General features: G+C 52.8%; 24 protein-coding genes. 5 read left to right on the top strand and 19 right to left on the bottom strand.

What is annotated here, in order from left to right; genetic code table 11:
- Positions 1 to 57 precede the first annotated feature (57 nt).
- Positions 58 to 567, bottom strand: a complete 510-nt coding sequence (locus AC1DWB_RS18860) for an RHS repeat domain-containing protein (protein ID WP_477542630.1) — start codon at positions 565 to 567, stop codon at positions 58 to 60.
- On the opposite strand from AC1DWB_RS18860, the gene AC1DWB_RS18855 reads away from it, so the two are divergent.
- Complete coding sequence (locus tag AC1DWB_RS18855; protein WP_477542629.1) at positions 566 to 811, top strand: tyrosine-type recombinase/integrase; 246 nt, start codon at positions 566 to 568, stop codon at positions 809 to 811. The two genes, AC1DWB_RS18860 and AC1DWB_RS18855, sit on opposite strands and share 2 nt — an antisense overlap.
- Positions 812 to 1,005: 194 nt before the next feature.
- Here the strand turns inward: AC1DWB_RS18855 and rlmD are convergent, their stop codons facing one another.
- From rlmD to AC1DWB_RS18835, 4 genes are all read right to left on the bottom strand, one after another.
- Positions 1,006 to 2,646 carry a 23S rRNA (uracil(1939)-C(5))-methyltransferase RlmD gene (gene rlmD, locus AC1DWB_RS18850; protein ID WP_477542639.1) on the bottom strand — a complete coding sequence of 547 codons (1,641 nt, stop codon included), beginning with the start codon at positions 2,644 to 2,646 and terminating at the stop codon, positions 1,006 to 1,008.
- 105 nt (positions 2,647 to 2,751) lie between these two features.
- Positions 2,752 to 3,660 (bottom strand): diacylglycerol kinase, encoded by a 909-nt coding sequence (locus tag AC1DWB_RS18845; RefSeq protein ID WP_477542628.1) that lies wholly within the window; start codon positions 3,658 to 3,660, stop codon positions 2,752 to 2,754.
- 37 nt (positions 3,661 to 3,697) lie between these two features.
- The gene (locus AC1DWB_RS18840; protein WP_477542627.1) at positions 3,698 to 4,498 is read right to left on the bottom strand and encodes a sirohydrochlorin chelatase; all 801 of its coding nucleotides are present in this window, start codon (positions 4,496 to 4,498) and stop codon (positions 3,698 to 3,700) included.
- Positions 4,499 to 4,723: 225 nt separating this feature from the next.
- On the bottom strand, positions 4,724 to 5,014 hold the full coding sequence (locus AC1DWB_RS18835) for a YerC/YecD family TrpR-related protein (RefSeq protein ID WP_477542626.1): 291 nt from the start codon (positions 5,012 to 5,014) through the stop codon (positions 4,724 to 4,726).
- A gap of 281 nt (positions 5,015 to 5,295) precedes the next feature.
- On the opposite strand from AC1DWB_RS18835, the gene AC1DWB_RS18830 reads away from it, so the two are divergent.
- Entirely contained in the window at positions 5,296 to 5,778 is a 483-nt protein-coding gene (locus tag AC1DWB_RS18830; protein ID WP_477542625.1) for a hypothetical protein, read from the top strand.
- Positions 5,779 to 6,075: 297 nt separating this feature from the next.
- Here the strand turns inward: AC1DWB_RS18830 and AC1DWB_RS18825 are convergent, their stop codons facing one another.
- From AC1DWB_RS18825 to AC1DWB_RS18795, 7 genes are all read right to left on the bottom strand, one after another.
- Complete coding sequence (locus tag AC1DWB_RS18825) at positions 6,076 to 7,365, bottom strand: Glu/Leu/Phe/Val family dehydrogenase (RefSeq protein WP_477542624.1); 1,290 nt, start codon at positions 7,363 to 7,365, stop codon at positions 6,076 to 6,078.
- Between the two features lie 191 nt (positions 7,366 to 7,556).
- On the bottom strand, positions 7,557 to 8,456 hold the full coding sequence (locus AC1DWB_RS18820; protein WP_477542623.1) for a TIGR01777 family oxidoreductase: 900 nt from the start codon (positions 8,454 to 8,456) through the stop codon (positions 7,557 to 7,559).
- Between the two features lie 92 nt (positions 8,457 to 8,548).
- A complete protein-coding gene (locus tag AC1DWB_RS18815; protein WP_477542622.1) occupies positions 8,549 to 9,031 on the bottom strand; it encodes an NUDIX hydrolase in 483 nt (160 codons plus the stop codon).
- 27 nt (positions 9,032 to 9,058) lie between these two features.
- Positions 9,059 to 9,847 (bottom strand): multinuclear nonheme iron-dependent oxidase, encoded by a 789-nt coding sequence (locus AC1DWB_RS18810; RefSeq protein WP_477542621.1) that lies wholly within the window; start codon positions 9,845 to 9,847, stop codon positions 9,059 to 9,061.
- Between the two features lie 590 nt (positions 9,848 to 10,437).
- Positions 10,438 to 11,067: an SdpI family protein gene (locus AC1DWB_RS18805; protein WP_477542620.1), complete on the bottom strand. Its 630-nt coding sequence runs from the start codon at positions 11,065 to 11,067 to the stop codon at positions 10,438 to 10,440.
- Positions 11,064 to 11,342, bottom strand: a complete 279-nt coding sequence (locus AC1DWB_RS18800) for an autorepressor SdpR family transcription factor (RefSeq protein ID WP_477542619.1) — start codon at positions 11,340 to 11,342, stop codon at positions 11,064 to 11,066. Before AC1DWB_RS18800 ends, AC1DWB_RS18805 begins: the two co-directional genes overlap by 4 nt.
- A 407-nt stretch (positions 11,343 to 11,749) precedes the next feature.
- The gene (locus AC1DWB_RS18795; RefSeq protein ID WP_477542618.1) at positions 11,750 to 12,847 is read right to left on the bottom strand and encodes a ParM/StbA family protein; all 1,098 of its coding nucleotides are present in this window, start codon (positions 12,845 to 12,847) and stop codon (positions 11,750 to 11,752) included.
- Between the two features lie 191 nt (positions 12,848 to 13,038).
- Between AC1DWB_RS18795 and AC1DWB_RS18790 the strand changes: the two genes are divergently transcribed.
- Both AC1DWB_RS18790 and AC1DWB_RS18785 read left to right on the top strand, forming a co-directional pair.
- Complete coding sequence (locus AC1DWB_RS18790) at positions 13,039 to 14,049, top strand: M23 family metallopeptidase (protein ID WP_477542617.1); 1,011 nt, start codon at positions 13,039 to 13,041, stop codon at positions 14,047 to 14,049.
- A 3-nt stretch (positions 14,050 to 14,052) separates the two neighbouring features.
- Complete coding sequence (locus AC1DWB_RS18785) at positions 14,053 to 14,538, top strand: bactofilin family protein (protein WP_477542616.1); 486 nt, start codon at positions 14,053 to 14,055, stop codon at positions 14,536 to 14,538.
- A gap of 50 nt (positions 14,539 to 14,588) precedes the next feature.
- On the opposite strand, the gene AC1DWB_RS18780 is transcribed toward AC1DWB_RS18785, so the two are convergent.
- Positions 14,589 to 15,410, bottom strand: coding sequence for a dioxygenase family protein (locus AC1DWB_RS18780; RefSeq protein ID WP_477542615.1), 822 nt, complete (start codon positions 15,408 to 15,410; stop codon positions 14,589 to 14,591).
- A gap of 15 nt (positions 15,411 to 15,425) precedes the next feature.
- Positions 15,426 to 16,091: a Bax inhibitor-1/YccA family protein gene (locus AC1DWB_RS18775; protein WP_477542614.1), complete on the bottom strand. Its 666-nt coding sequence runs from the start codon at positions 16,089 to 16,091 to the stop codon at positions 15,426 to 15,428.
- A gap of 140 nt (positions 16,092 to 16,231) precedes the next feature.
- On the opposite strand from AC1DWB_RS18775, the gene AC1DWB_RS18770 reads away from it, so the two are divergent.
- The gene (locus AC1DWB_RS18770) at positions 16,232 to 16,357 is read left to right on the top strand and encodes a hypothetical protein (protein WP_477542613.1); all 126 of its coding nucleotides are present in this window, start codon (positions 16,232 to 16,234) and stop codon (positions 16,355 to 16,357) included.
- 76 nt (positions 16,358 to 16,433) lie between these two features.
- On the opposite strand, the gene purD is transcribed toward AC1DWB_RS18770, so the two are convergent.
- From purD to purM, 5 genes are all read right to left on the bottom strand, one after another.
- Positions 16,434 to 17,693 (bottom strand): phosphoribosylamine--glycine ligase, encoded by a 1,260-nt coding sequence (gene purD, locus AC1DWB_RS18765; protein WP_477542612.1) that lies wholly within the window; start codon positions 17,691 to 17,693, stop codon positions 16,434 to 16,436.
- Positions 17,694 to 17,724: 31 nt separating this feature from the next.
- The gene (locus AC1DWB_RS18760) at positions 17,725 to 18,456 is read right to left on the bottom strand and encodes an IMP cyclohydrolase (protein ID WP_477542611.1); all 732 of its coding nucleotides are present in this window, start codon (positions 18,454 to 18,456) and stop codon (positions 17,725 to 17,727) included.
- Between the two features lie 17 nt (positions 18,457 to 18,473).
- Complete coding sequence (locus AC1DWB_RS18755; protein ID WP_477542638.1) at positions 18,474 to 19,670, bottom strand: phosphoribosylaminoimidazolecarboxamide formyltransferase; 1,197 nt, start codon at positions 19,668 to 19,670, stop codon at positions 18,474 to 18,476.
- Between the two features lie 121 nt (positions 19,671 to 19,791).
- Entirely contained in the window at positions 19,792 to 20,514 is a 723-nt protein-coding gene (purN, locus tag AC1DWB_RS18750) for a phosphoribosylglycinamide formyltransferase (RefSeq protein WP_477542610.1), read from the bottom strand.
- The gene (purM, locus tag AC1DWB_RS18745; protein ID WP_477542609.1) at positions 20,511 to 21,551 is read right to left on the bottom strand and encodes a phosphoribosylformylglycinamidine cyclo-ligase; all 1,041 of its coding nucleotides are present in this window, start codon (positions 21,549 to 21,551) and stop codon (positions 20,511 to 20,513) included. The genes purN and purM overlap by 4 nt, the downstream gene beginning before the upstream one ends.
- Positions 21,552 to 21,678 lie beyond the last annotated feature (127 nt).

The raw sequence follows: 21,678 nt of genomic DNA, 5'->3' as shown, positions 1-21,678 counted from the left end.
ATATCGGGTCCTTGAGGTTCTCGGGCTTTCCTTTCACCGAAACTTTCTCGTAATCGGTCAGATCGGCCTTGAACGGACCGGATCCAGCTTGGCGATGAGGCCGCCGTCCGGGCAGCCGCCCTCCCACCGGTCCTTCATCTTGGCGCCTACCGTCAAGGCGGCGGGGCCGAACCCGATTTTGGCTGTTGCCTCCATCGACAAACCGTCCTCGGTCAAGCCCTCGAACGGCGCGATATCCAGATCTCCCCCTATGCCGAAGCCAAGCTCTAGGCAAGTGGAGAAGCCCTCGTCCGTGATGCAGACCCTTCCGCCTCCTCCTATGCCCTGGTACGCAGCGGCCCCGATGCACATCGTTCCGCACGGGTCGCGGTACTGCACCGGATTATTGTTAACATAGGCGTACAGATTGGCCTGGCCGCTCTCGAACAGGATCGGATCGCGCGCCGTCCATCTGCCCGACAGCGTATCCAGATCCCGTGCGCCGAACCTCACCAGTCCCGTTCCCCGGTCCTTCAGTCCGCCCGCATATCCGATCGGCAGCGCAAATCCCGGAGATTGGTTCTTCATGTTCTCACATCCCCAAGGACAACCTTTCCATCATGAGCGGCCATATCCTTGGTTTCGACAGTTCGTTAAGAAAAACGATTTCCGGTACATCTGTTTTCATAATCTCCGACATACTTCAGCAACGATTCTGATTAACCAAGGCGTTCTTGCTAAAATCATTTCAGAGCGACTTGGCCACGGGAGCATTACAACAACAATACATTTACGGACACGCTCTCCAAACTTCGGATCAGGTAGCTGCTGATAAATTCGTATTGTTTTTTTACAGCTAATGCTACACAAGGACAATAAAGAAGACGCACAGGAGTTTCCTGGCGTCTTCTGTTCATTTAAGTTGAAATCCGGTCAACTTTTACATCAGTTTTACATCAGTTTTACATCAAGCCTGTTTCCCGACCTCTGTACCACATTGAAAACCCAGTAATTTCAATGGTTTGACTACACTGTTTCATTCCTCACCAACAAAACGACGGATTCTATGTGTGTCGTATGCGGGAACATGTCCACCGGCTGCACCTCGACGGTGCGGTAGCCGCCGTCCTCGAGGACCCGCAAGTCGCGGGCCAGCGTAGCCGGGTTGCACGAGACGTACACCACGCGCTGCGGACGCATCGCGAGGATCGTCTCGAGCAACCGCGGGTCGCAGCCCTTGCGTGGCGGGTCCACGACGAGGACGTCGCACACGACGCCTTGCTCCCGCCAGGCGGGGAGCACTTCCTCCGCTTTGCCGCAGGCAAAGCTCACATTGCGAATGCCGTTTAACTCGGCATTCGTACGGGCATCGTCGATCGCCTCCGGCACGATCTCGACGCCATACACATGTCGCGCGTGCCGCGCGAGGAAGAGCGAGATCGTCCCGATGCCGCAATAGGCATCGATGACGCTCTCGCTCCCAGTCAACCCGGCATACGCGAGCGCTGTCGAATACAGCGCTTCGGTCTGGATCGGGTTGACCTGATAGAACGATCGGGCGGATATCGCGAAGCGAATATCCCCGATCGTGTCATAGAGGACCTCGCGGCCCCAGAGGACGCGAGTCGCCTCCCCGAACACCAGCGAAGTCCACTCGGTGTTCGTATTCAAGCAAAGGCTCACGAGTCCCGGCACGGACACACGAATCCGATGGACCCACTCGTCTTCCCGGGGCAGAGCGTCCCCGTTCAACACCAAGACGACCATCAATTCACCGGTAGCTGCCGCCGACTTAACCACGACATGACGCAGCAGCCCCTCATGAGTGACAGGATTATACCCAGTAACACCCAGATCACGGGCGATGGCCTTGACGCGAGCGACAGTCGTATCGCTCGCTTCATGCTGCAACAAGCACTGGTCCATCTCGACGATGTCATGGCTGCCACGTACATAGAACCCCCCGACGAGTCCGCCTTCCCGCTCACCGATCGGTACCTGAACCTTGTTACGATATCGCCAGGCATCTTGCATACCGATGGTTGGATACACAATCACACCTCGGTACTGCCCTTCTCCGGTTTCTCCGGTTCCCCTGAACTCCGCGGTTCCTTCAGTCTCACCAGCTTCCGCTCCCACCTCAGTCGCCTCAGTTCCCTCTGCTTCCACGGTCTCATCGGTCCCCCTAGCTCCCGCAGTCGCCTCAGTCCCCCCAACACCAGCTGTCCCAGAGGCAACCCCCAACTTCCCAATCCGCTCCAGCTGATCCACGACCATCTGCCGCTTCCAGTGAAGCTGAGCGTCATAGCTCAAGTGCTGGAGTTGGCAACCGCCGCACTGGTCGTAGATCGCGCACGGCGGCGAGATCCGATCCGGACTCGCCTCCAACACGTCCAACAGATCTGCCCGCCCGTACTGTTTCTTCAGCTCCCTGACCTGCACTCGGACCTGCTCACCTGGCAGCGCGCCATGAATAAAAAGGGTATAGCCGTTCACACGGCCTACCCCTTCGCCTTCATGACCGATGCCGAATACTTCGGCAACGTACTCACCATTCAGCTGCACCGGCAGCGCTTCGCGCCACGCGGCAGATCCAGCAACTGCAGCCTCAGCAACTCCTCTTCCTCCGCCAGATGCGCGTCCCTTCTCCCCGACACGCCTTGACATACGTGCTCCAGTCCGCCTTGATTGTTCACCCGGCTTGCCGCTACCCGCCGACCCTTTGCCATTCTTATGACTTCCCACTATCGCTCACTCCTATATTCATACCCACTACTTATAACTGGACAACCCGAATTCATCCACGAAGATTTGCAAATGATTCGGCAGCACCGAGAACACAGACGGCAATGTACCGCCGAACTCCCCATCCAAGTTGATCTGCACATAGTCCGCCGAGGTCACTTCCAGACGTCGTGTCTTGAAATGAATCACATGCGGGTCATTCATATGTTCGCCGCGCAGAGCGGCCGAGACGATCCGGATGAACTCCGGCAAGTTGCACTTCCGAAGAATGAAGACGTCGAGCAGTCCATCATCCAGACTAGCCTCCGGAGCCAGCTTCTCAAAGCCGCCGACCGAATTGCTGTTGCAGATGAGGAACATCATAATCTCCTCAGTCAGACTGATCTCTTCCGAACGGAAGCTCAGCTCAACCGGCCGGAATCGCGGCAGCTTCTCCAACCCTTTAATATAGTACGCAAGTTGACCGATCATCGTCTTCAGCTTACTGGGTACCTCATATGTGAGCTCCGTCATCGACCCGCCGCCTGCAATGTTGATGAAGTAACGGTGGTTCATCTTGCCTACATCAATGGTCCGTGAATGCTGCTGCAGGATAAGATCACACGCGAATTCCCAGTTCCTCGGAACGCCCAGCGCTCTCGCAAAATCATTCGTCGTCCCCAGAGGCAATATGCCCAAGGGTGGCCGGTTCGGCTTCTCGGACATCCCGTTGATCACCTCATACAGCGTCCCATCCCCGCCAGCTGCGATAATCATATCGAAGCCGCGCTCCACGGCCTCAGCTGCCGCCAGCGTAGCATCCCCTTCACCGATCGTCGCATGGGTAGACGTCTCCAGTCCGCCCCGCTCCAAGCGTTGAAGAATATCATGCAACCGCTTCTTCATTTCTTCCCTGCCCGAAGTAGGGTTATAGATTAATCTTGCCCGTTTGCTCATTCGCTCGACCACCCGTCCTACCATAATAATCCCGCGGTCACATTTGCCCTATATTCCCCCGCTCGGAACGCAAGCCATTCAACTGATCCGTAATTTGCCGTTCGATCCAAGTCGTCAGTTGAGGATGCGGCAGCATAGCCCGACCATTGTAGCGATACGCCATCCCCTCAAGCCGTTTCGGGATCACTTGCTCCGTGAAATAACCTTCACTCAAGAACAACGGCACAACCAAGATAACCGATTCTTCTCCATCCACCTGAAGTCGTTCCATCCGCTCGGCAATCTGGTCCGGCAACAGCATAGCACCTTCCACGTCCGCGAAGCTCCCGATGGACCGAAGTCCCGCCGCCGCCCTGTCCAGCCCTTGCCTCCATTTCTCATGAAAGCCTGCCTCCACGCTGCCATGGCCGATCACCAGTACTTTCTCCCGCTCCGGTTGTACGGACAGAGGCCCAATCTGATCATATAACATGCGGGCGATCAGCTCTCCATCCTCATCCAAGGGCACGCCCATATGAACCCGAGACTTCAGACGAAATGGTTTCATGTTCGTTTCCAGCATAGGCTCCGCGATCACTCCAAATGCGTACTGAATCTCGTCGATATGCGTACTGCCCGATGAGACGAACAACGGAATGACGATCAGATCGGTCACGCCCAGCGCCTCTAGCTGATCAATTCCATCCTGAATGAGTCGACCTTCTACGATTTCCAGAAACGAGGAGCAGATCGGAACATCGTTCGGCCTCGCGACCGTACGGACCGCATCATCGACCAGACCGACCCAGTGATGACTTCGCGAACCGTGACTGATCACCAATACACCGAACTTCCGCATCCGGCCAGCCCCCTCCTTATAGCTTCACACGCCATCCTGCCATACACTCATGCTATCTAAACCGCGTGGCAAAGTCAATTTCCACCGATTTCCCCACGCAAAACAAAATAGGGCAGCGGCCATATGATCAACCGCACACCCTAATTTCTCTGCCTACATAACTTAGAACATCAGGCATCCACAGCTCGCAAACCCTGTGTTATCCCTTCACGCCAACAGTCCGACCTACCGGCCCAGACGATCCAATGCCAACTTGTACCCGTCATTCCCATAGTTCAAGCAGCGTTTCACGCGGGAGATCGTCGCTGTACTAGCACCCGTCTCTGCTTCAATCTGGTTGTATGTGCTGCCCTTGCCCAGCATCCGTGCTACTTCCAGCCGCTGTGACAACGACTCAATCTCATTGACCGTACACAAGTCGTCGAAAAAAATATAGCATTCTTCCACCGTCTTCAACGTAAGAACGGCTTCGAACAATTGATCGATCGATTTATCATTCAGTTTCTTCAACTGCATTTCATCAGCCCCTACTTGTCTAGACTTCCCTTACCTGTTTCGACACCGAACGGCGAATATCCTTCCTTTACAGTGGTAAACCGTTAAAATATGTGACAACCCCAACAACCTTTTCCCGGGCAAATCTCCCGAAAACCGGGCATTCGTCCAATCCATCCATTCGCCTATGACATACAGTATATAAAAATATCTCCACAAAGTGAAGTAGGCCCTTTGAAGCGTTTTCAATATGGCTTCGTGGCCAACCAGAATAAATCCCAAAAAAAAGGGTTGTGAGTCGAGTGAACAATAGCAAACCGCCATACTTTCAGGAAGCCGGCACTACCCGCAGTTTCAGCATGTATCCCGGCCTTGGACCGGGCGGCGCTCCTTTTGGAGGACAGATGTATGAAAGCCAATTCCCAGCGGTCATCCCCCAGCAAGCACCAGTACCTATTCAGACTGGAGGCGGTGGAGGGGGCGGGCTTGGAGGACTTCTAGGTAACCTTAGCAACTTCAAGTTGACGGATATCAAATCGGTCGTGGACCGATTGGGCGGCATTGAAGGTGTCATGTCGACTGTAGGCAAAATGCAGAAGTTCATGACCACGGTGAAGCAGATGCAGCCCATGATCAAACTTCTGATAAATTCCTTCGCCAAAACTTCGAGCGACGATGACGAACCGGTCAAGCGCCGCCGCAAACGAAGAAAACGCAGACGCCGCACCACTACTTCCAAACCGCTGAACAAGACGTTGAATAAGAAGAAAAGCTCCAAACGCTAATCTTGCTCTTGCCCTAGTCCTTACTCTTGCCCTTAATCTTTACCTACTCCCCTCCCCACAAAATTAGCCAGGGAACGCAAGGTTCCCTGGCTAACAATACTCCGAAACGGAAGGAGAGGAGAATGTATGAGGCGAGCGGAGAAACGAAGTACCCGCCTTTGAAATCACGTCGCTTCCACAAAAATACCAACCCTAGCGACGTGATTTCAACAGCGGTCGGAGCCGCCACACACATTCGGAACGAACACTCAGTTTCGAAACGGTTTGCATCCCGGAACCTGCAGTTCCCGGCTAACCCTACACCCAACCTCTGAGCTTGCTCGCTTCCGCGTACTTCTGCACACCCACCATGTAGGCGGCAAGACGTGGGGTGATCTTGCGGGACTTGGCCATATCGAGCACCTTTTGAACCGCTTCAACCATCTTGGTTTCCAGCTTCGTGTTAACTTCCTCTTCGGTCCAGTAATACCCCTGATTGTTCTGTACCCATTCGAAGTAGGAGACAGTCACTCCACCTGCATTAGCCAGTACGTCAGGAACGACCATAACGCCTCTTTCATGCAGAAGTCCTGTCGCTTCCAGCGTCGTCGGGCCGTTCGCCGCTTCCACGATCATCTTCGCCTGGATCCGATCCGCATTGTCGATCGTGATCTGGTTCTCCAGCGCCGCCGGGACGAGCACGTCACATGGTAAAGTGAGGAACTGATCGTTCGTGAGACGGTTCGTGAACAAGCTCGTCACGCTGCCGAATGAATCGCGGCGATCGAGAAGGTTCTGGATATCGAGTCCGTTCTCATTATAGATACCGCCGTTCACATCGCTGATACCTACAATTGTAGCGCCCCATTGGTCGAGAATTTCCGCGAGGAAGCTGCCAACGTTGCCGAAGCCTTGAATACATATTTTAAGCCCTTTAAGCCCCAGACCTTGAGCTTTAGCTGCTTCGCGGAGTGCAATTGCAACTCCCAGCGAAGTCGCCTTCTCACGGCCCTGTGAGCCTCCTAGAACGAGAGGTTTCCCAGTGATGAAGCCAGGTGAATCATACTCGCGAATGCGGCCGTACTCATCCAACATCCAGGCCATAATCTGCGCATTGGTGTATACGTCAGGAGCTGGGATGTCTTTGTTCGGACCTACGATTTGGCTGACGGCGCGAACGTAACCACGGGCGAGACGCTCGACCTCAGACAGTGACATTTGACGTGGATCGCAGATGATGCCGCCCTTGCCTCCACCATACGGCAAGTCGAAGATGCCGCATTTCAACGTCATCCAGATGGACAAGGCTGACACTTCCTCGGCCGTCACATTCGGATGGAACCGGATGCCGCCCTTGGTCGGTCCAACTACATCGGTATGCTGCGCACGGAATCCGGTGTACACCTTGGTCTTCCCGTCGTCCATCTTCACAGGAATTCGGACGGTCAGCATACGGATCGGTTCTTTCAGCAGCTCATAGTAGCTGTCGTCGAACCCAAGCCGATCGAGCGCCTCGTGTACGACTTTTTGAGTGGAAGAAAGCACATCGTTTCCTAGAGGAGGCTGACTGGCTCCAATCACAATTCGTTTGTTTGCACCACTGCTCATCTTTTCACCTTTTTTCCAAGTAATAATTGCGGTTTTCTTGCTGCGTACAAATAAGGTTCAGCTAGAATACTAGCAGCACCTCCAGCTTACAATACCTCACATGGTATGTGAAGTCAACCGCAACAAAATCGCTAATACTCATTCTAGTATACCCTGCCTGCCAGTAATTTATGGGAGCTGCCAGCCCCTTGTCATTTCCGCGAATACAGCTCGCCAAGCGCCTCGTCAACCGTATTGAATTGGAACTTGAAACCATGATCGAGAGCGGCCCGAGGCAACACCTTCTGCCCTTCCAACAGCAGCACGGACAACTCTCCGAACATCAGCTTCAACATGAAGGATGGAACCGGCATCCAATGGGGGCGATGCAACGCCCGTCCAAGCGCACGGCCGAACTCGTCGTTTCTTACCGGATTCGGAGCGGTGGCGTTAACGGGGCCAGCAACATCCGGTTGTTCGATGCAATACCGAATCAGTCGCACCATATCTACAATGTGAATCCACGACATCCAGTGGTTGCCGCTTCCCACTCGTCCACCGGCACCCAGCTTGTAAGGAAGCGCCATGGGTGGCAGCGCTCCGCCATCTGTCCCGAGCACGAGCCCGATGCGCAGCTTCACAATTCGAGGCCCGTGGATGTGATCGTCAACGGCTTTCTCCCATTCGGCTACAACACCCGCGAGAAAATCCGTCAACCGCTGGGGGCTGCCCTCCTCGTAAGAATCGGTCTCCGAAGTTCCATAGATCGACATGCCGGAGCCATTAACCACAACTTTGGGCTTCTGGTCCAGCGCATCTACGAGCTTGCCCAGTTTCTTCGCCGTATCGAGTCGAGACTGCAGGATTCGCTGCTTCGCCGCATCCGTCCAACGCTGGTTAATCGACTCGCCAGACAAATTCACAATCGCGTCCAAGCCCTCCAAGCGTTCCTTCGCTGTCTGCATATCGCTCCATGTTACGACCGGAAGCTGGAACGGATTATGCCCGCCCGCCGATCTTGAGATCAGAATGACCTCATCTCCCTGCTCACGCAAATATTGAATCAGGTGCGTTCCGATAAAACCCGTGCCTCCGGCTACCGCGATCCTCATGCCGCCACCGCCTCCTGTCAAAAGTCCTTGCTTCTCCTCAAGTGTACCATATACTGGAGGGCAGCCCCATTTCACGTGCTGGACTTGATCATCTATACCATCCGCTTCATACGTACTTCGAACTTAGGCTTGGTTACATATTCCACGTAGGGGATGGTTCCGTCGAACTCCAAGTAAGCCTGGTAGCGGGTACGGATAGCTGGCGCTGTAATTAGATCGAGCACTTGATCTTTAGCAAGCCAGCGGCTATCGGATGTTTCCTCAGAAGTACACAATTGTCCACCAATCGGCTTGCATACATAGTCCAACATCACTTTGGTAGGAACATCGGTCACACCGTCATGCCATTTATAGATCCCTGTGTTGGAATACACACCGATCAAGTGAGAGACAATCGTCTCAATACCGCTCTCCTCACGGATTTCCCTGATTAAGGCATCGATCAGATTTTCTCCAACTTCCACTTGCCCACCTGGAAACACCCACCCTCCATGTATGGTCTTCACTACTAGGATATCTCCATGTTCATTCTCGACGATCCCGCCTACGGCTACGATATGTGTTGGCATTACCATACTTCTCCCCTCCGAACTGATTAGGATTTACTTGCACCCTTGCAAAATGTCATGCAGCCGCACCAGCTGTCTTTCCAGTGCCTCCGCATCGCTTCGCCACTCCATTCGCGGCCCCGTACCTCCATATTCGAGGCTGACAAACTGGGGCTCTGTCAGGGAAAGCGCCTCCTGAAGCAATTCGTAATCGACCTGCTGCATCTCGAAATGACGATCGCGAAGCCCTTCATCGGGGTCTTCATAAGGACCGCTGACATGAATTTCTTGTACACGATGAAGGGGGAGCTTCCGCAAATAACCGGACACGTCTTCCTTCCGATGCCAGGCTGCAACCCGCAAGTGAGCGAGGTCAAGCAGCAGATCCACCTCACAGCGGTCGCAAATATGGGTGATGACTTCAGRATCGGTTGCACATCGCAGCGTTCCTCTGAACCCGTAATACGGTACATTTTCCAGCAGTAATGGGATCTCCAGCTGTTGTTTCCACAGCCTGACACCGGAAATCATTCTATCCACAATCTGCTCATCGGATGTAGGGGGAGTGTCCCAATCGGAGGCGAGAGCTGCCAAATGCAACGCTATATGCGGGGATCGACAAGCTCGGATTGCTTCATTCAGCTCCTTCCACTGGATGTCCTCGAAGGAAGCTTTCGCGGCATGCGGTAAGCAATGCAATAAGATCGGCCGGTGAGGACGGGCAATTAGATACTCCTGTTGGAATACATCCCATCGACCTAGTTTGATCCACTCTACATCTACGCGATTTTGCTCCAATAATGATATGAGCTGTGGCGAATAGTTGCTGGCCAATTCCGGCATTCGATCCTCTCCTTTTCCTCGTAAAAAATACGAGTTCCAGCTCCAGATTATTCCCCTTGTTTCTGTTTTGTCAACGAATTTATCATTATTTTTCGGTTTTATTCATTTTAATTCTGTTTCAGGAGATTTGAAGACGGTTTTCCCGCCTTACAATTCCTCCAGCGAGCAAACCTCAAGCTGTAAGACGGTTTTTCCGTCTTACAGCTCCCCCAGCGATGGAATCTCGCTCTGTAAGACGGTTTTTCCGTCTTACAGTTCCTCCGACGGGCGATTCCCGTGCTGTAAGACGATTTTTCCGTCTTACAGCTCCCCCGGCGAGCGAATCTCGTGCTGTAAGACGGTTTTTGAGGCTGTCGATTAACTGTGGACAAGAGGAGTGGAAAGTGAAAAAGAGGACCCTGGCGAGTTTTGGCTTGAACCTCCCACCGCTCAATCCCATATACAATCAGAGAGGTTCAAACAAGATGTTTGAGCTAAAAGGGTCCTTTTTCACTTGGAACAGCCGTTTTTGCCTTCATCAACAATGAATCGACAGCCAAAAAAAGCCCACGCTGCAATCAGCATGGACTTGGGTATTCTTCCTGTTACATTCACGGGTGTTTGTAATAGTAATAAGAAATAATGACCGTACTAAGCGGGATACCGAGCAACACAACGATCGTAACTGGCATCATGAAGCTACCCGGTAAAAGCGCGCAAGCCATGAGTAGAAAGCCACCGAAGAAAAAAACTTTGCCACCGACCGCATGAGACTTCGCCCATACCGGCTCGCTGGCGAGCGTCCACGGGGTGCGAATGCCCATGGAGTAATTATGCTTGAACCGCGGCATCACATTGCCCATCACTACGTATAATGCGCCGAGCGTTACCGTCATGACCACCGGCATCGAGATATCGTACCCGAGCCCAGTTCCAATCACTACCACGTGAACCACGAGCAGAAGTGCCAGTGTAGCCAACATGATCACGTTCAGACTCCCCAGGAGTCTTGGGTAGTTTTTCTTCTTGGAATCGAACTTGGGCACCACCCTGGTCAAGAAGAACACAAGAACCATCATACCAGGCAAGAACATGGCACCTAATGCCTTCGACGAGTAACCATCCACTTCTCCGCTCGGCCCCCAGTGGATTGGCAACTGTTCCGGCAACAACGGATAAGCCAATACACTTAGCGCTATGGCCACCACCCACATCAAGATTGCAATCACATTATGTTTCATCTGTCATCTTTCCCTTCACTGTTGAATTGCAGCACCCATTTCATCAAGTCCTGGAACACCGTTGTGTTCAGCGAATACATCATGTGCTGGCCCTTCCGCTCATCCCACACAAGCTCCGCCTGCTTCAGCAAGTTCAGATGGTGCGAGATGCTAGGTTTCGTCATTTGAAAATGATCGGCGATTTCACCAGCTGTCATATCCCGTTGCTTCAGCAAGTCGAGTATTTTGCGCCTGGTTGGATCAGACAGCGCCTTGAACGTATCGTTGAGTGACATGCTGACCCCCTTCTTATGCTCATGCAACTTTTAATTGTATATTTAGAGAATTATCTAAATAACTAATTATAGTAAACCACATTATCCGGGTTCATGTCAATGCATATTCAACCAAATTAACCTGTTTCATGATGATAAAGGCTCTTCATCTGATTGATCCGTAAACCTGCCCCGGAACGATTGAAGCCCCAGAACTTGCTGTCTGCAATCGACAACTCGTTCCGAGGCTTCTTATAGGCACTTGCCCATTATTCCAATATAAGCTGTAGTAAATCCAGGAGCGCTGCGATTCCTCCGCCTACGGCGACTCCGATAATATTATACATCCGAACATACACCTCACAGTACAATCCACTTATTGTTAGGTTAGTATGCCCACAATTCTGATAAAATAACCCCGTATACGACTAGCCGACGGCCGTGGATTGGTTCGACTTGCTCTTCGCCAGCTTCAAATACCCGTACACATTTTGCAGTTCGCTGTCCTCGACGAACCGCAGGCGGATCGAACCGGACGCTTCCAGAATGTAGGGCTTGAGCGCAGCTGCACCCCCGCCGATGACATAGAAGCATTGGATATCGGGGGACTTCTTCCACCGTTTCTTGATCAGGTCCACAATTCGTTGGGCGGCCCGGTTGAAGTATTGATCGACGATCGGCTTAATATCCGCTTGCCCCTCACCAATACGCTGAATCGTGAAGTCACGCTTCTTGACACGCTGCACGAGCTTGGCCCTGCTAGGGAAGCGGTACCCGTACATGTCCTCTACATCGCGAATGATTGGGTCCAAGTATGTGGCCAGTCCCATCTGTTCCCCTGTACTGAATTGATTGTCGATGCTCATCCGCTTCAACACAGGGAAGTCGGTCGTGAGCGCACCCATCTCGCATATCCCGATACAGCCGTAGTACAGCTCTTCGTCCTTCACCTGCAGATTATCGTAAGTGGCCATGTTGTATAATGCTGCCGCACCCTCGATCGATACGATTGCCTGGCGGATTATGACCTTCACCTTGCGATTGCGCAGCTGTGGCGTGGACAGGAATGTTACCTCATGTTCGCCAACCAGTCGCTCCTCGAACGTCCGGTGGAATCTCGCATAAGTCCGAACCGGCAAACCTGTGCCGACGATGTATTCCACTTCATCCGGGGTGTTGTATCCGCTAGTTCCGAAGGACTGGGACATAAGTCCTGCATATGCAAGCGTTGTGAGCGCCACGATAAGCGACTGATCAGACATCGCCTTATTATCGGTCTCCTCCAGCTCCATGCTGTCTTCATTCTCCGTCGCAAGCAAGCCTACAAAGTACCGTTGGTTGTTCTTGGCGAGCTTCGGGCTGTGGATCATAACATCCATCGCCTTCAGGGGCGAGTCTTCCTCTTGTAGTATATGTCGCTCATACCCGGGAGCCACGATATTAGGTACGATGATCGGCTCAGTTGCGCCGTCTAGTGCGATTTTGATGCTATCGTTGCCAACATCTATGCCAGCCAGCTTGATCATGAATTAGTTCTTCCCTTCATCGAATGTGCCATGTGAATCTACATCCTCTTACTTTTCGATTTTAAATATTAAAATCCTCTTTTTTTCGCCAAATAATAACAAAAATAGTTCTAATGTCGTGGAGGTTTTTAGCCTATTAGTGCCGAATACAGAAGTCAAGCTATAACATTTTACCAGCATGGAGAGTATGCATGAAGAAAAAGCGGTTGAAATGGTTGAGGACAAGGCTCACTTTCATGGTGATTGCCGATGCGAACAGCAACGTCGTGCGGTTCCGCATGCCGGTATGGACATTTCTTGTGGTAGGCGTCGGGCTTGCGATCTTGATCTCGTTAACGCTTTCCTTGTATAAAGGGCAAGTGCGCAGTATCAATACGACAGAGCTTCTGCAGGGGAAGTTAACCGACCAGACGCAAGAGTATACGCTCACGGTATTGGAGAAGAACGATACGATTGAACATCTCCAGAAGGACTTGATCCGTCTATCGCAACAAGCCGATGAGGTCAAGGGCAAGATCGAGGAGCTGAAGAAGCTCGAGAACGAGATGAAATCACTGACTGGCGGCATTGCTCTCAAGCAGACTGCTCCTGGCCGAACGAATGGAACGTCATCTCCATTGACAGACTCTCAAGGAATCGGTGGCGATTCCAGGTCGATCACAAGTGAAGACTTTTACGAATTCGTGACCGAAACTTCACAGAGCTTTGTTAGCCTGGAGAGTGAGATGAACGGACTGTACGGCAGCTTAACGCAAACGAAACAGTTGGTGCAAAAAGCTCAGCAACAGCTCGCTGTTACGCCTACGATCTGGCCGACGAATTCCCGTACGATCTCTTCCGTCTTCGGACTGCGGATCGACCCTTTCACGAATACGCCTAGTTTCCACAATGGAATGGATATTGCCGGAAAGCTGAACGACCCGGTATACGCGACAGCAGACGGGATGGTCGTATCCGTAGGATGGGACAACACAGGGGGAAACAACATTATTGTGGAGCACACAGGCGAGTTGAAGACCCGCTACATGCACCTGAATAAGTATCTCGTAGCCAAGGGCGACAAGGTGAAGAAGGGGCAGCAGATCGGTCTTATGGGCTCGACCGGGCGCAGTACCGGTAATCATGTGCATTATGGTGTCATCAAGAACGGGGAAACGATTGACCCTCGACCTTATTTGAAAGAGACGAGAAAGGAAGAATAATAGATGTTCAAGAGCAAGTCGTCCAAGATGAATCCGAACACGACCGACACATTAATTGGCGAAGGCACCCTATTCGAAGGCAAGATCAAATCTGACGCTGGTATACGCATAGAAGGTCAGATTACAGGCAACGTCGAAAGTGCGGGAGACGTCACCGTTGGGGAGAAAGGCGTTGTGAAGTCCAACATCAGCGCCCGGAACGTCATTATCGCAGGGACCGTGAATGGCAACATTGTGACCAAGGGCAGCGTACGGATTATGCAGTCCGGCCGCGTGTACGGCAATACAACCTCACAATCGCTCGTGATTGATGAAGGCGGGGTTTTCCAGGGCAACAGCCGTATGGAAGTAAAGTCGACGGAAGAAGACAAGGCCAAGCAAGGCGACTCCCAGCAACAGCAACAACAGCAGTACCAGCAGCAACAGCAGCAGCCTGCTGCGGCTCCTGGCTTTTCCTCCGGCTACAGCAGCTCTCCTTCTCCCCTGTAAATGAATAGGCCTGCCGGTATCCCTTTGAAGGGTCCGACAGGCCTTATTACTTAACCAAACTTCCAACAGATCAGACTCATACCCGAGAGACCGAATGGATACTCCCTATATATCCGCCTTCCCTTCAACTCCGGCTCCCCGGCACCCATGCAGATCAAGAGAGGAGCGAGATGCTCTCTAGCCCCCGCCTGCATGACGTGAGGCGCTCGATGTTCGTAGTCGAACAGCCCCTCCAAGTCCCACAGCTGAATCCGTTCATCCAGCCAATTGTCGAAGAGTACCGACGCTTGATTGGAGCTGCTTCTTCCAGCATGATGTGACTGCTGCGGTTGTGGTTGTGGTTGTAGTTCTTGCGATAGCCTAGGCCTGGTAGCACCTGATCCCACGATCAGCACCCCCTGCTGTCGCAAGCCTTGCAACGCACGACCAATTCGATAATGTTCCTCGGGTACCAGTCTGGGATTGACCGACAGCGCTACAACCGGAATACGTGCAGATGGGTACAGGAGCCGAAGCAGCATCCACGCCCCGTGATCCAATCCTCTATGGTCATCGATCTCTGCCCTCATGCTGTCCGCGGCCAATCGGCTCTGTATATCTAAGCTCAGCAGGATATTGCCCTTTGCCGGGTACTGAACGTGATTCAGTTCGCTCGAAGCAGGGATTGAATCCCCAAAGTCATGTAGCGTCGCCAGGTCCGTTGCCCCCGTAATTTGCTGCACCGGATGCACCCAATGTGAGCTGACAATCACAATAGCTTGTGGCTTGGATAGACGAACCGCTAGTGCTGTGAGAAATCGGGCATACCTGCTATCGGGCTCCGAGACCAGAGCAGGGTCACCATACGCGAGAAAGACTGAGGGCATCAACATCAATAGTCGTCTGGTCTAGTCCCTGGATAAGATGCCGAGCAGCCGGAGCAAATAGAGGAACAAGTTGATGAAGTTCAAATACAGATTGAGCACGGCCATCGGAATCGCCTCGTCAGGCAAGCCATGCTTATATTGCGAAATGTCGTACAAAATGAAGCCGGAGAAGATCAACACACCGCCTGCAGCAATCATCAGCCCCAGTGTACCCCCAAACCCGCCTGTGAACAATCCTACAAGGCTGAATCCGATCAGGACAAGAATGCCAATCGTCAGAAAACCGCCCAGAAAGCTAAAGTCTGTTCGGGAATAATACGCATAGAGGGTCAGTCCCCCGAATATGATCCCGGTCAACAAGAAGGCCGACGACACGAGAGAAGAACCGCCGACTGAGGCGTAGTAAGCAATGCTCGGGAATACCGTAATCCCGCTGATGAAGCAGAATGCGAACACGAAGCCATAACCGATCGCTTTACCTCTTCGTCGAATGAAGAATGCTGCAATCAGCAGAACCAACTCCACTACGACAAGCGGTAGAAACAACGCCGGCGGGGTGTACATCCCTACCCATGAGCCTACGAACGAGATGAGTAACGAAAGCGTGAACATGCGAAGCAGTTTGTGAAATGGCGCGTTGTACGTCGTATCCATCCCCGTCATCGTCTGCTTGTCTTGTACATTCATCCAAATCCCTCCAATTCTATTACTATTGTATCATGCTGCAGACAAATCATACCTTGGAATTTGGCCAAGCAACATGTTTTGCTGAACAATAGAGCAATCTAAGATTAAATTACTCAGAGCTGAAATGGAGGTCATTCGGAATGAACATCTTCACCAACGTACTCTATGACTATGCCTTATCGATCTTCCTGATTGTGCTATTGGTTGTTGCCATTCGGTTCGTCTATAAGCGGAGAAAGAAGTATGAGAAGAACGAGTTCGAGTGAACGATTAATTTTACGATAAGAAAAAAAGCACCGCACCATTGTGAAATGGTACCGTGCTGCGTTCTGCTCGAAACGTCTATACAAGCGCCTTAACGGCGATGTCCGTACGATATTGGTGACCTGCGAAGTGGATGCGCTCCACATCGGCATAGGCACGTTCGCGCGCTTCTGCGATAGAAGCACCTCTGGCCGTCACTCCAAGCACTCGACCGCCATTGGTGACGATCTGATTGTCCTTCGAAGCGGTTCCCGCATGGAAGACGACGGACTGCTCGACTTGATCCAAGCCTTCAATCGGCACTCCCTTCGGATAGCTGCCGGGGTATCCTTCGGATGCCATGACTACACATACCGCCGAGTCCGTGCTCCATTGAATATCGACGTCTGCTAGCTTCCCTTCAACCGTAGCAAGGAAAATATCCAGTAAGTCCGATTCCAGAAGCGACAATACGACTTGAGTCTCCGGGTCACCGAAGCGAGCGTTGAACTCAATCGTCTTCGGTCCATTCGACGTCATCATCAGTCCAGCGAACAGCACACCCCGGAACGGGCGGCCTTCCTTCACCATCGCAACAGCGGTTGGCTTAATAATCGTCTCGATCGCCTCATCGATCAGAGATTGCGGGATATGCGGTACCGGGCTGTATGTTCCCATACCTCCGGTATTCGGCCCTTTGTCTCCGTCGAAGATCTGCTTATGGTCCTGCGATGGCATCATCGGCTTGACCACTTCTCCATCTACGAACGATAAGATCGACATTTCCTGCCCGCTTAGGAACTCCTCAATGACAACCTGATCGCCGGTTTTCCCGAAAATCTTGTCCACCATGATTTGCTTCAAGGCATCTTCTGCCTCTTCCATCGTATGAGCGATAATAACGCCTTTCCCTGCTGCTAACCCATCGGCCTTGATCACGATCGGTGTTGCTTGCTTACGAAGGTAAGCGAGCGCTTTGTCGTAATTGTCGAATGACTCGTAAGCTGCGGTAGGGATGTTGTAATCGCGGAACAATTGCTTCGTGAACACTTTGCTCGCCTCGATGATCGCTGCCTTCTTGTTCGGCCCGAACACCTTCAGCCCTTTGGCTTCCATGTAATCTACAATACCGTCAGACAGCGGGTCTTCCGGTCCGATTACGACGAGGTCAATGTGCTGCTCAAGTGCAAACTGGCTCAGTTCCTCGAATTGATTCACTTGAAGCGGTACGCATTCCGCCAGTGCGGCGATCCCTGCATTACCTGGGGCACAGTATATCTTGGCAATACGCGGGCTCTTCTGAAGCGCCCAGATGATCGTATGCTCTCTTCCCCCACTGCCGACTACGAGAATATTCACCGTGTCATCCTCCGTTTTCCCCTATTTTCCACTAAAATTTATTGATGATTTTCAGTTCCGTTGCACCATCTGTCAAGCGAATGGATTTGACCAACAAGGACACACGGTTCTCTTCATTCAGCTTATCCCAGTAGTAGTTGGCCGTAGCTTCGATGCTGTCCTGCAGCAGCACAAGAACGGGCTCGCCTTGGAAGGAAGGCAACGGATTGCCGTCAGCGGAATACGTATGGATCAGGTGGCCAAAGCCGGCAATCGCCTTCTCGTAAGTGAAGAAGTGGCGCTGCGTTTGCGCTGGATCGTTGTTATTTGTTTTCAGAATCGACAGCTTGTACGTGAACTGTTCGTCCTGAATGTCGGCAATCCCCGAGATACGTGGCGTGAAGTTGGGAGCATCCGGCTCGTATGTGCGGCGTGCAAGAGCTTGCTCGAACGTACCCTCTGACAGAAGAGCGTCATAGATCGTATCCGTCTGATCGCCGTTCGTCACGATATGAGCACTGCCCTTATGTTTGAGCGGGTAGTAAATGATCAGTGATGGATCGGACAGCTTGGCTGGATCTTTGGCTTCTGTACGGAGGAATCCGTTGTCCTCCCCGATGAATACCCGATTGCGGCTGTTCTCGCTGCGGCCCATGATCCAGTATACTTGCAACAGACGTGTTCCGTCAGGTGTCAATCCGATGATGATGCCGCGTCCAGGGTAGCTATTCGCTTCCAGGGCGCTAATATGGTTCTGTGCGATATCGCTCCAGTTCGTTGCCATTCGTACATTGCCCCTCTCTAGTGATGGAATAACCGGACGCCGGAATAGACCATGACCATGTTATAGTCGTTGGCGGCCTTCACAACCTCTTCGTCGCGCATGGAGCTGCCGGCTTGAATCACATACTTCGTACCGCTGCGGCTTGCCCGGTCCAGATTGTCGCGGAATGGCAGGAACGCATCGGAGCCGTAGGATACGCCAGTTAGCCCGTTCAGCCATTCGCGCTTCTCTTCCCGCGTCAATCGACGAGGTACCTCAGCGAAGCTTTCTCTCCAGCTTGCTTCTTCTACTGGGGTCAACTCGTCTTCCAACCACAAGTCGATCGCATTGTTCTTCTCTGGACGAGCTAGTCCGGCACGGAATTGCATGTTCAGCGCGCTTGGGTGTTGACGTAAGTACCAGCGGTCGGCTTTGTCGCCCGCTAGACGTGTGCAGTGGATACGCGATTGCTGACCAGCGCCAATGCCGATCGTCTGGCCATCGAGTGCGTAGCAGATGGAATTGGATTGTGTGTATTTCAATGTAATCAAGGCTACCAGCATATCGCGCTTCGCCGAATCTGGCAGGTCTTGATTGTTCGTTACAATCTTCTCGAACACGGAAGGGTCAAGCACACCGTTGTTACGCTCTTGCTGCATTGTGAGGCCGAACAGGTTGCGGCGTTCGATCGGGTCCGGAACATAGTCTGGATCGATCTCAAGGATGAGGAAGCCGCCGTTCTTCTTCGCTTTCAGAATTTCCAACGCTTCTTCCGTGTAGCCAGGGGCCACTACGAGGTCGGATACTTCGCGCTTCAGCAGCATCGCTGTGGAAGCGTCTACGATGTCGCTAAGTGCGGCGCAATCGCCGAACGACGACATGCGGTCTGCACCGCGAGCGCGAGCGTATGCAGTGGCGAGCTCGGACAGCTCGAGGCCTTCTACGAAGTAGGCTTTCTTCAGCTCTTCGCTCATTGGCGCATACACCGCTGCACCCGCTGGGCTGACGTGCTTGAACGAAGCGGCCGCCGGGAGGCCAGTCGCTTGTCTTAGCTCGCGGACGAGCTGGAAGCTGTTGAGTGCGTCGAGCAGATTGATGAAGCCAGGATCGCCGTTTACGACGCGCAGAGGCAGATCGCCATGCTCGTTGTAAATCTTCGCTTGCTTCTGATGCGGATTCATCCCGTAACGCAGGGCCAATTCTTGCTTGGATGAGGCTGTCATCTTCTTATTCACGTCCTTAATCGTTTTGAGTTTGCTAAGCTGAATAATTGTCTTGGCGTGCAATAGCGGAAAAAAGTTCCGCTATTTCTGATCCCGATCTGAGCCGAAGTAAGCTTGGCTTGCACAGTCATTGTTACTCGTACACTTTCACATGCCGGCCTTCAAGCTTGACTCGGCCTGCACGGATTGCCGCGATGACAGCAGGGTACAGCTCGTGTTCGATCCGGTGCAGCTTGTCACCAAGCGTGTCAACCGTGTCATCGTTCGAGACTTCCACGGCTCGCTGGGCGATGATCGGCCCCGTATCCATGCCTCCGTCAACGAAGTGAACAGTCACACCGGACAGCTTCACTCCGTATTCGATTGCTTGCTGAATTCCGTTCACACCAGGAAAGGCAGGCAACAGCGCAGGGTGGATATTAATGATCCGACCAAAATACGGTTCAACCAATGTTGAACTGATGATCCGCATATAGCCGGCTAACACGATCAGGTCAATCTCTCGCTCCTGCAGCCGCCGCATGATCTCCGCTTCGTAAGCTTCACGGGAATCGTATTCCTTGGGGCGGAACACGAAGCTGTTCACCCCTGCTTGCGCAGCGCGCTCAACCACCTTCGCTTGCGGCTTGTCGCACACAAGAAGCTCGATGGCTACATCGAGCTTCCCTGCTGTGACGGCATCAACCAGTGCCTGAAAGTTAGAGCCGTTACCCGACGCGAACACAGCGATGCGGAACGGCTTGGCCGACCCGTTGGCAGATGTCGCTGAATTTGAGCCAATTGCCGCCTGGATTACGCCAGACGCTTGATCCAATCCTGCTTCTACCCGAACGGAATCCGCGTTATTCTGTGTCATACCACCGCTCCGTTGAACGTTACAATCTGCTCACCAGGTGTAACGGTTCCGATCCGGTATGCTTGCTCCCCTTGCGCCTCGGCGATGCGAATCGCTTCGTCGGCTTGGTCGGCCGGTACGACGATAACCATGCCAATGCCCATGTTGAACGTGCGGAACATGTCATTATTGCTGACCGATCCAGCTTGCTGCAGCAAGTTGAAGATCGGCAATATCGGCCATGAGCCGTATTCAATGTGCGCATTCACATTAGCGGGCAGAACGCGAGGAATGTTCTCCAGGAATCCACCGCCGGTAATGTGAGCCATGCCTTTAATTTGCAACTTCTCTAGCATAGCGAGAATTTGCTTCACGTATATACGGGTTGGAGCCAAGAGCACGTCACCCAACCTGCCGTCTAGTCCTTCTACTGGTTCATGCAGACTGTATCCTTTGTCTTCAAGCAGAAGCTTACGAACAAGGGAAAACCCATTGCTATGCACACCGCTCGAAGCAAGCCCGATGACAGCATCACCTGGAGCAATTGTTGAGCCATCGATGATCTTCTTCTTATCGACGATCCCTACGGTGAATCCGGCGATGTCGTATTCGCCTGTGCCGTACATACCTGGCATTTCGGCCGTCTCGCCGCCGATCAGGGAGCAGCCTGCTTGCGAACAGCCGTCCGCGATCCCTTTAACAATCGCTTCGATCTTCTCTGGGATCACCTTATCGCAAGCGAGGTAATCCAGGAAGAACAAGGGCTCCGCGCCCGCTACGACTACATCGTTGACGCACATGGCGACGGCATCGATGCCGATCGTGTCATGCTTGTCCATCGCGAAGGCGAGCTTCAGCTTCGTCCCTACGCCGTCTGTCCCGGATACGAGCACCGGCTCGTCGTACTTGTCCTTGTTCAAGCCGAACAAGGCGCCGAAGCCGCCCAGCTCAGTCAGCACTTCCGGACGGAACGTCCGTTGCACGTGTTTCTTCATCCGGACGACCGCTTCGTTGCCTGCGGCGATGTCCACTCCCGCTTGTTTGTATGCGTCCGACATGCTTTGCCTCCGTTAGGAGCCGGATATTATGCTTTTGTTGGCAGGTTTAGATAGGTGATGGTGCGGTTGCAGCGCTCCGAAAGTTGAAAGCCTCCGCGCTCAGTTGTAGTTGGTTCCTCTGATCCAA

The sequence above is a fragment of the Paenibacillus sp. P4_E11 genome (genome assembly GCF_056401635.1).
Note: the sequence above shows the minus strand (reverse complement) of the source record. Positions and strands in the feature narration are given on the sequence as shown.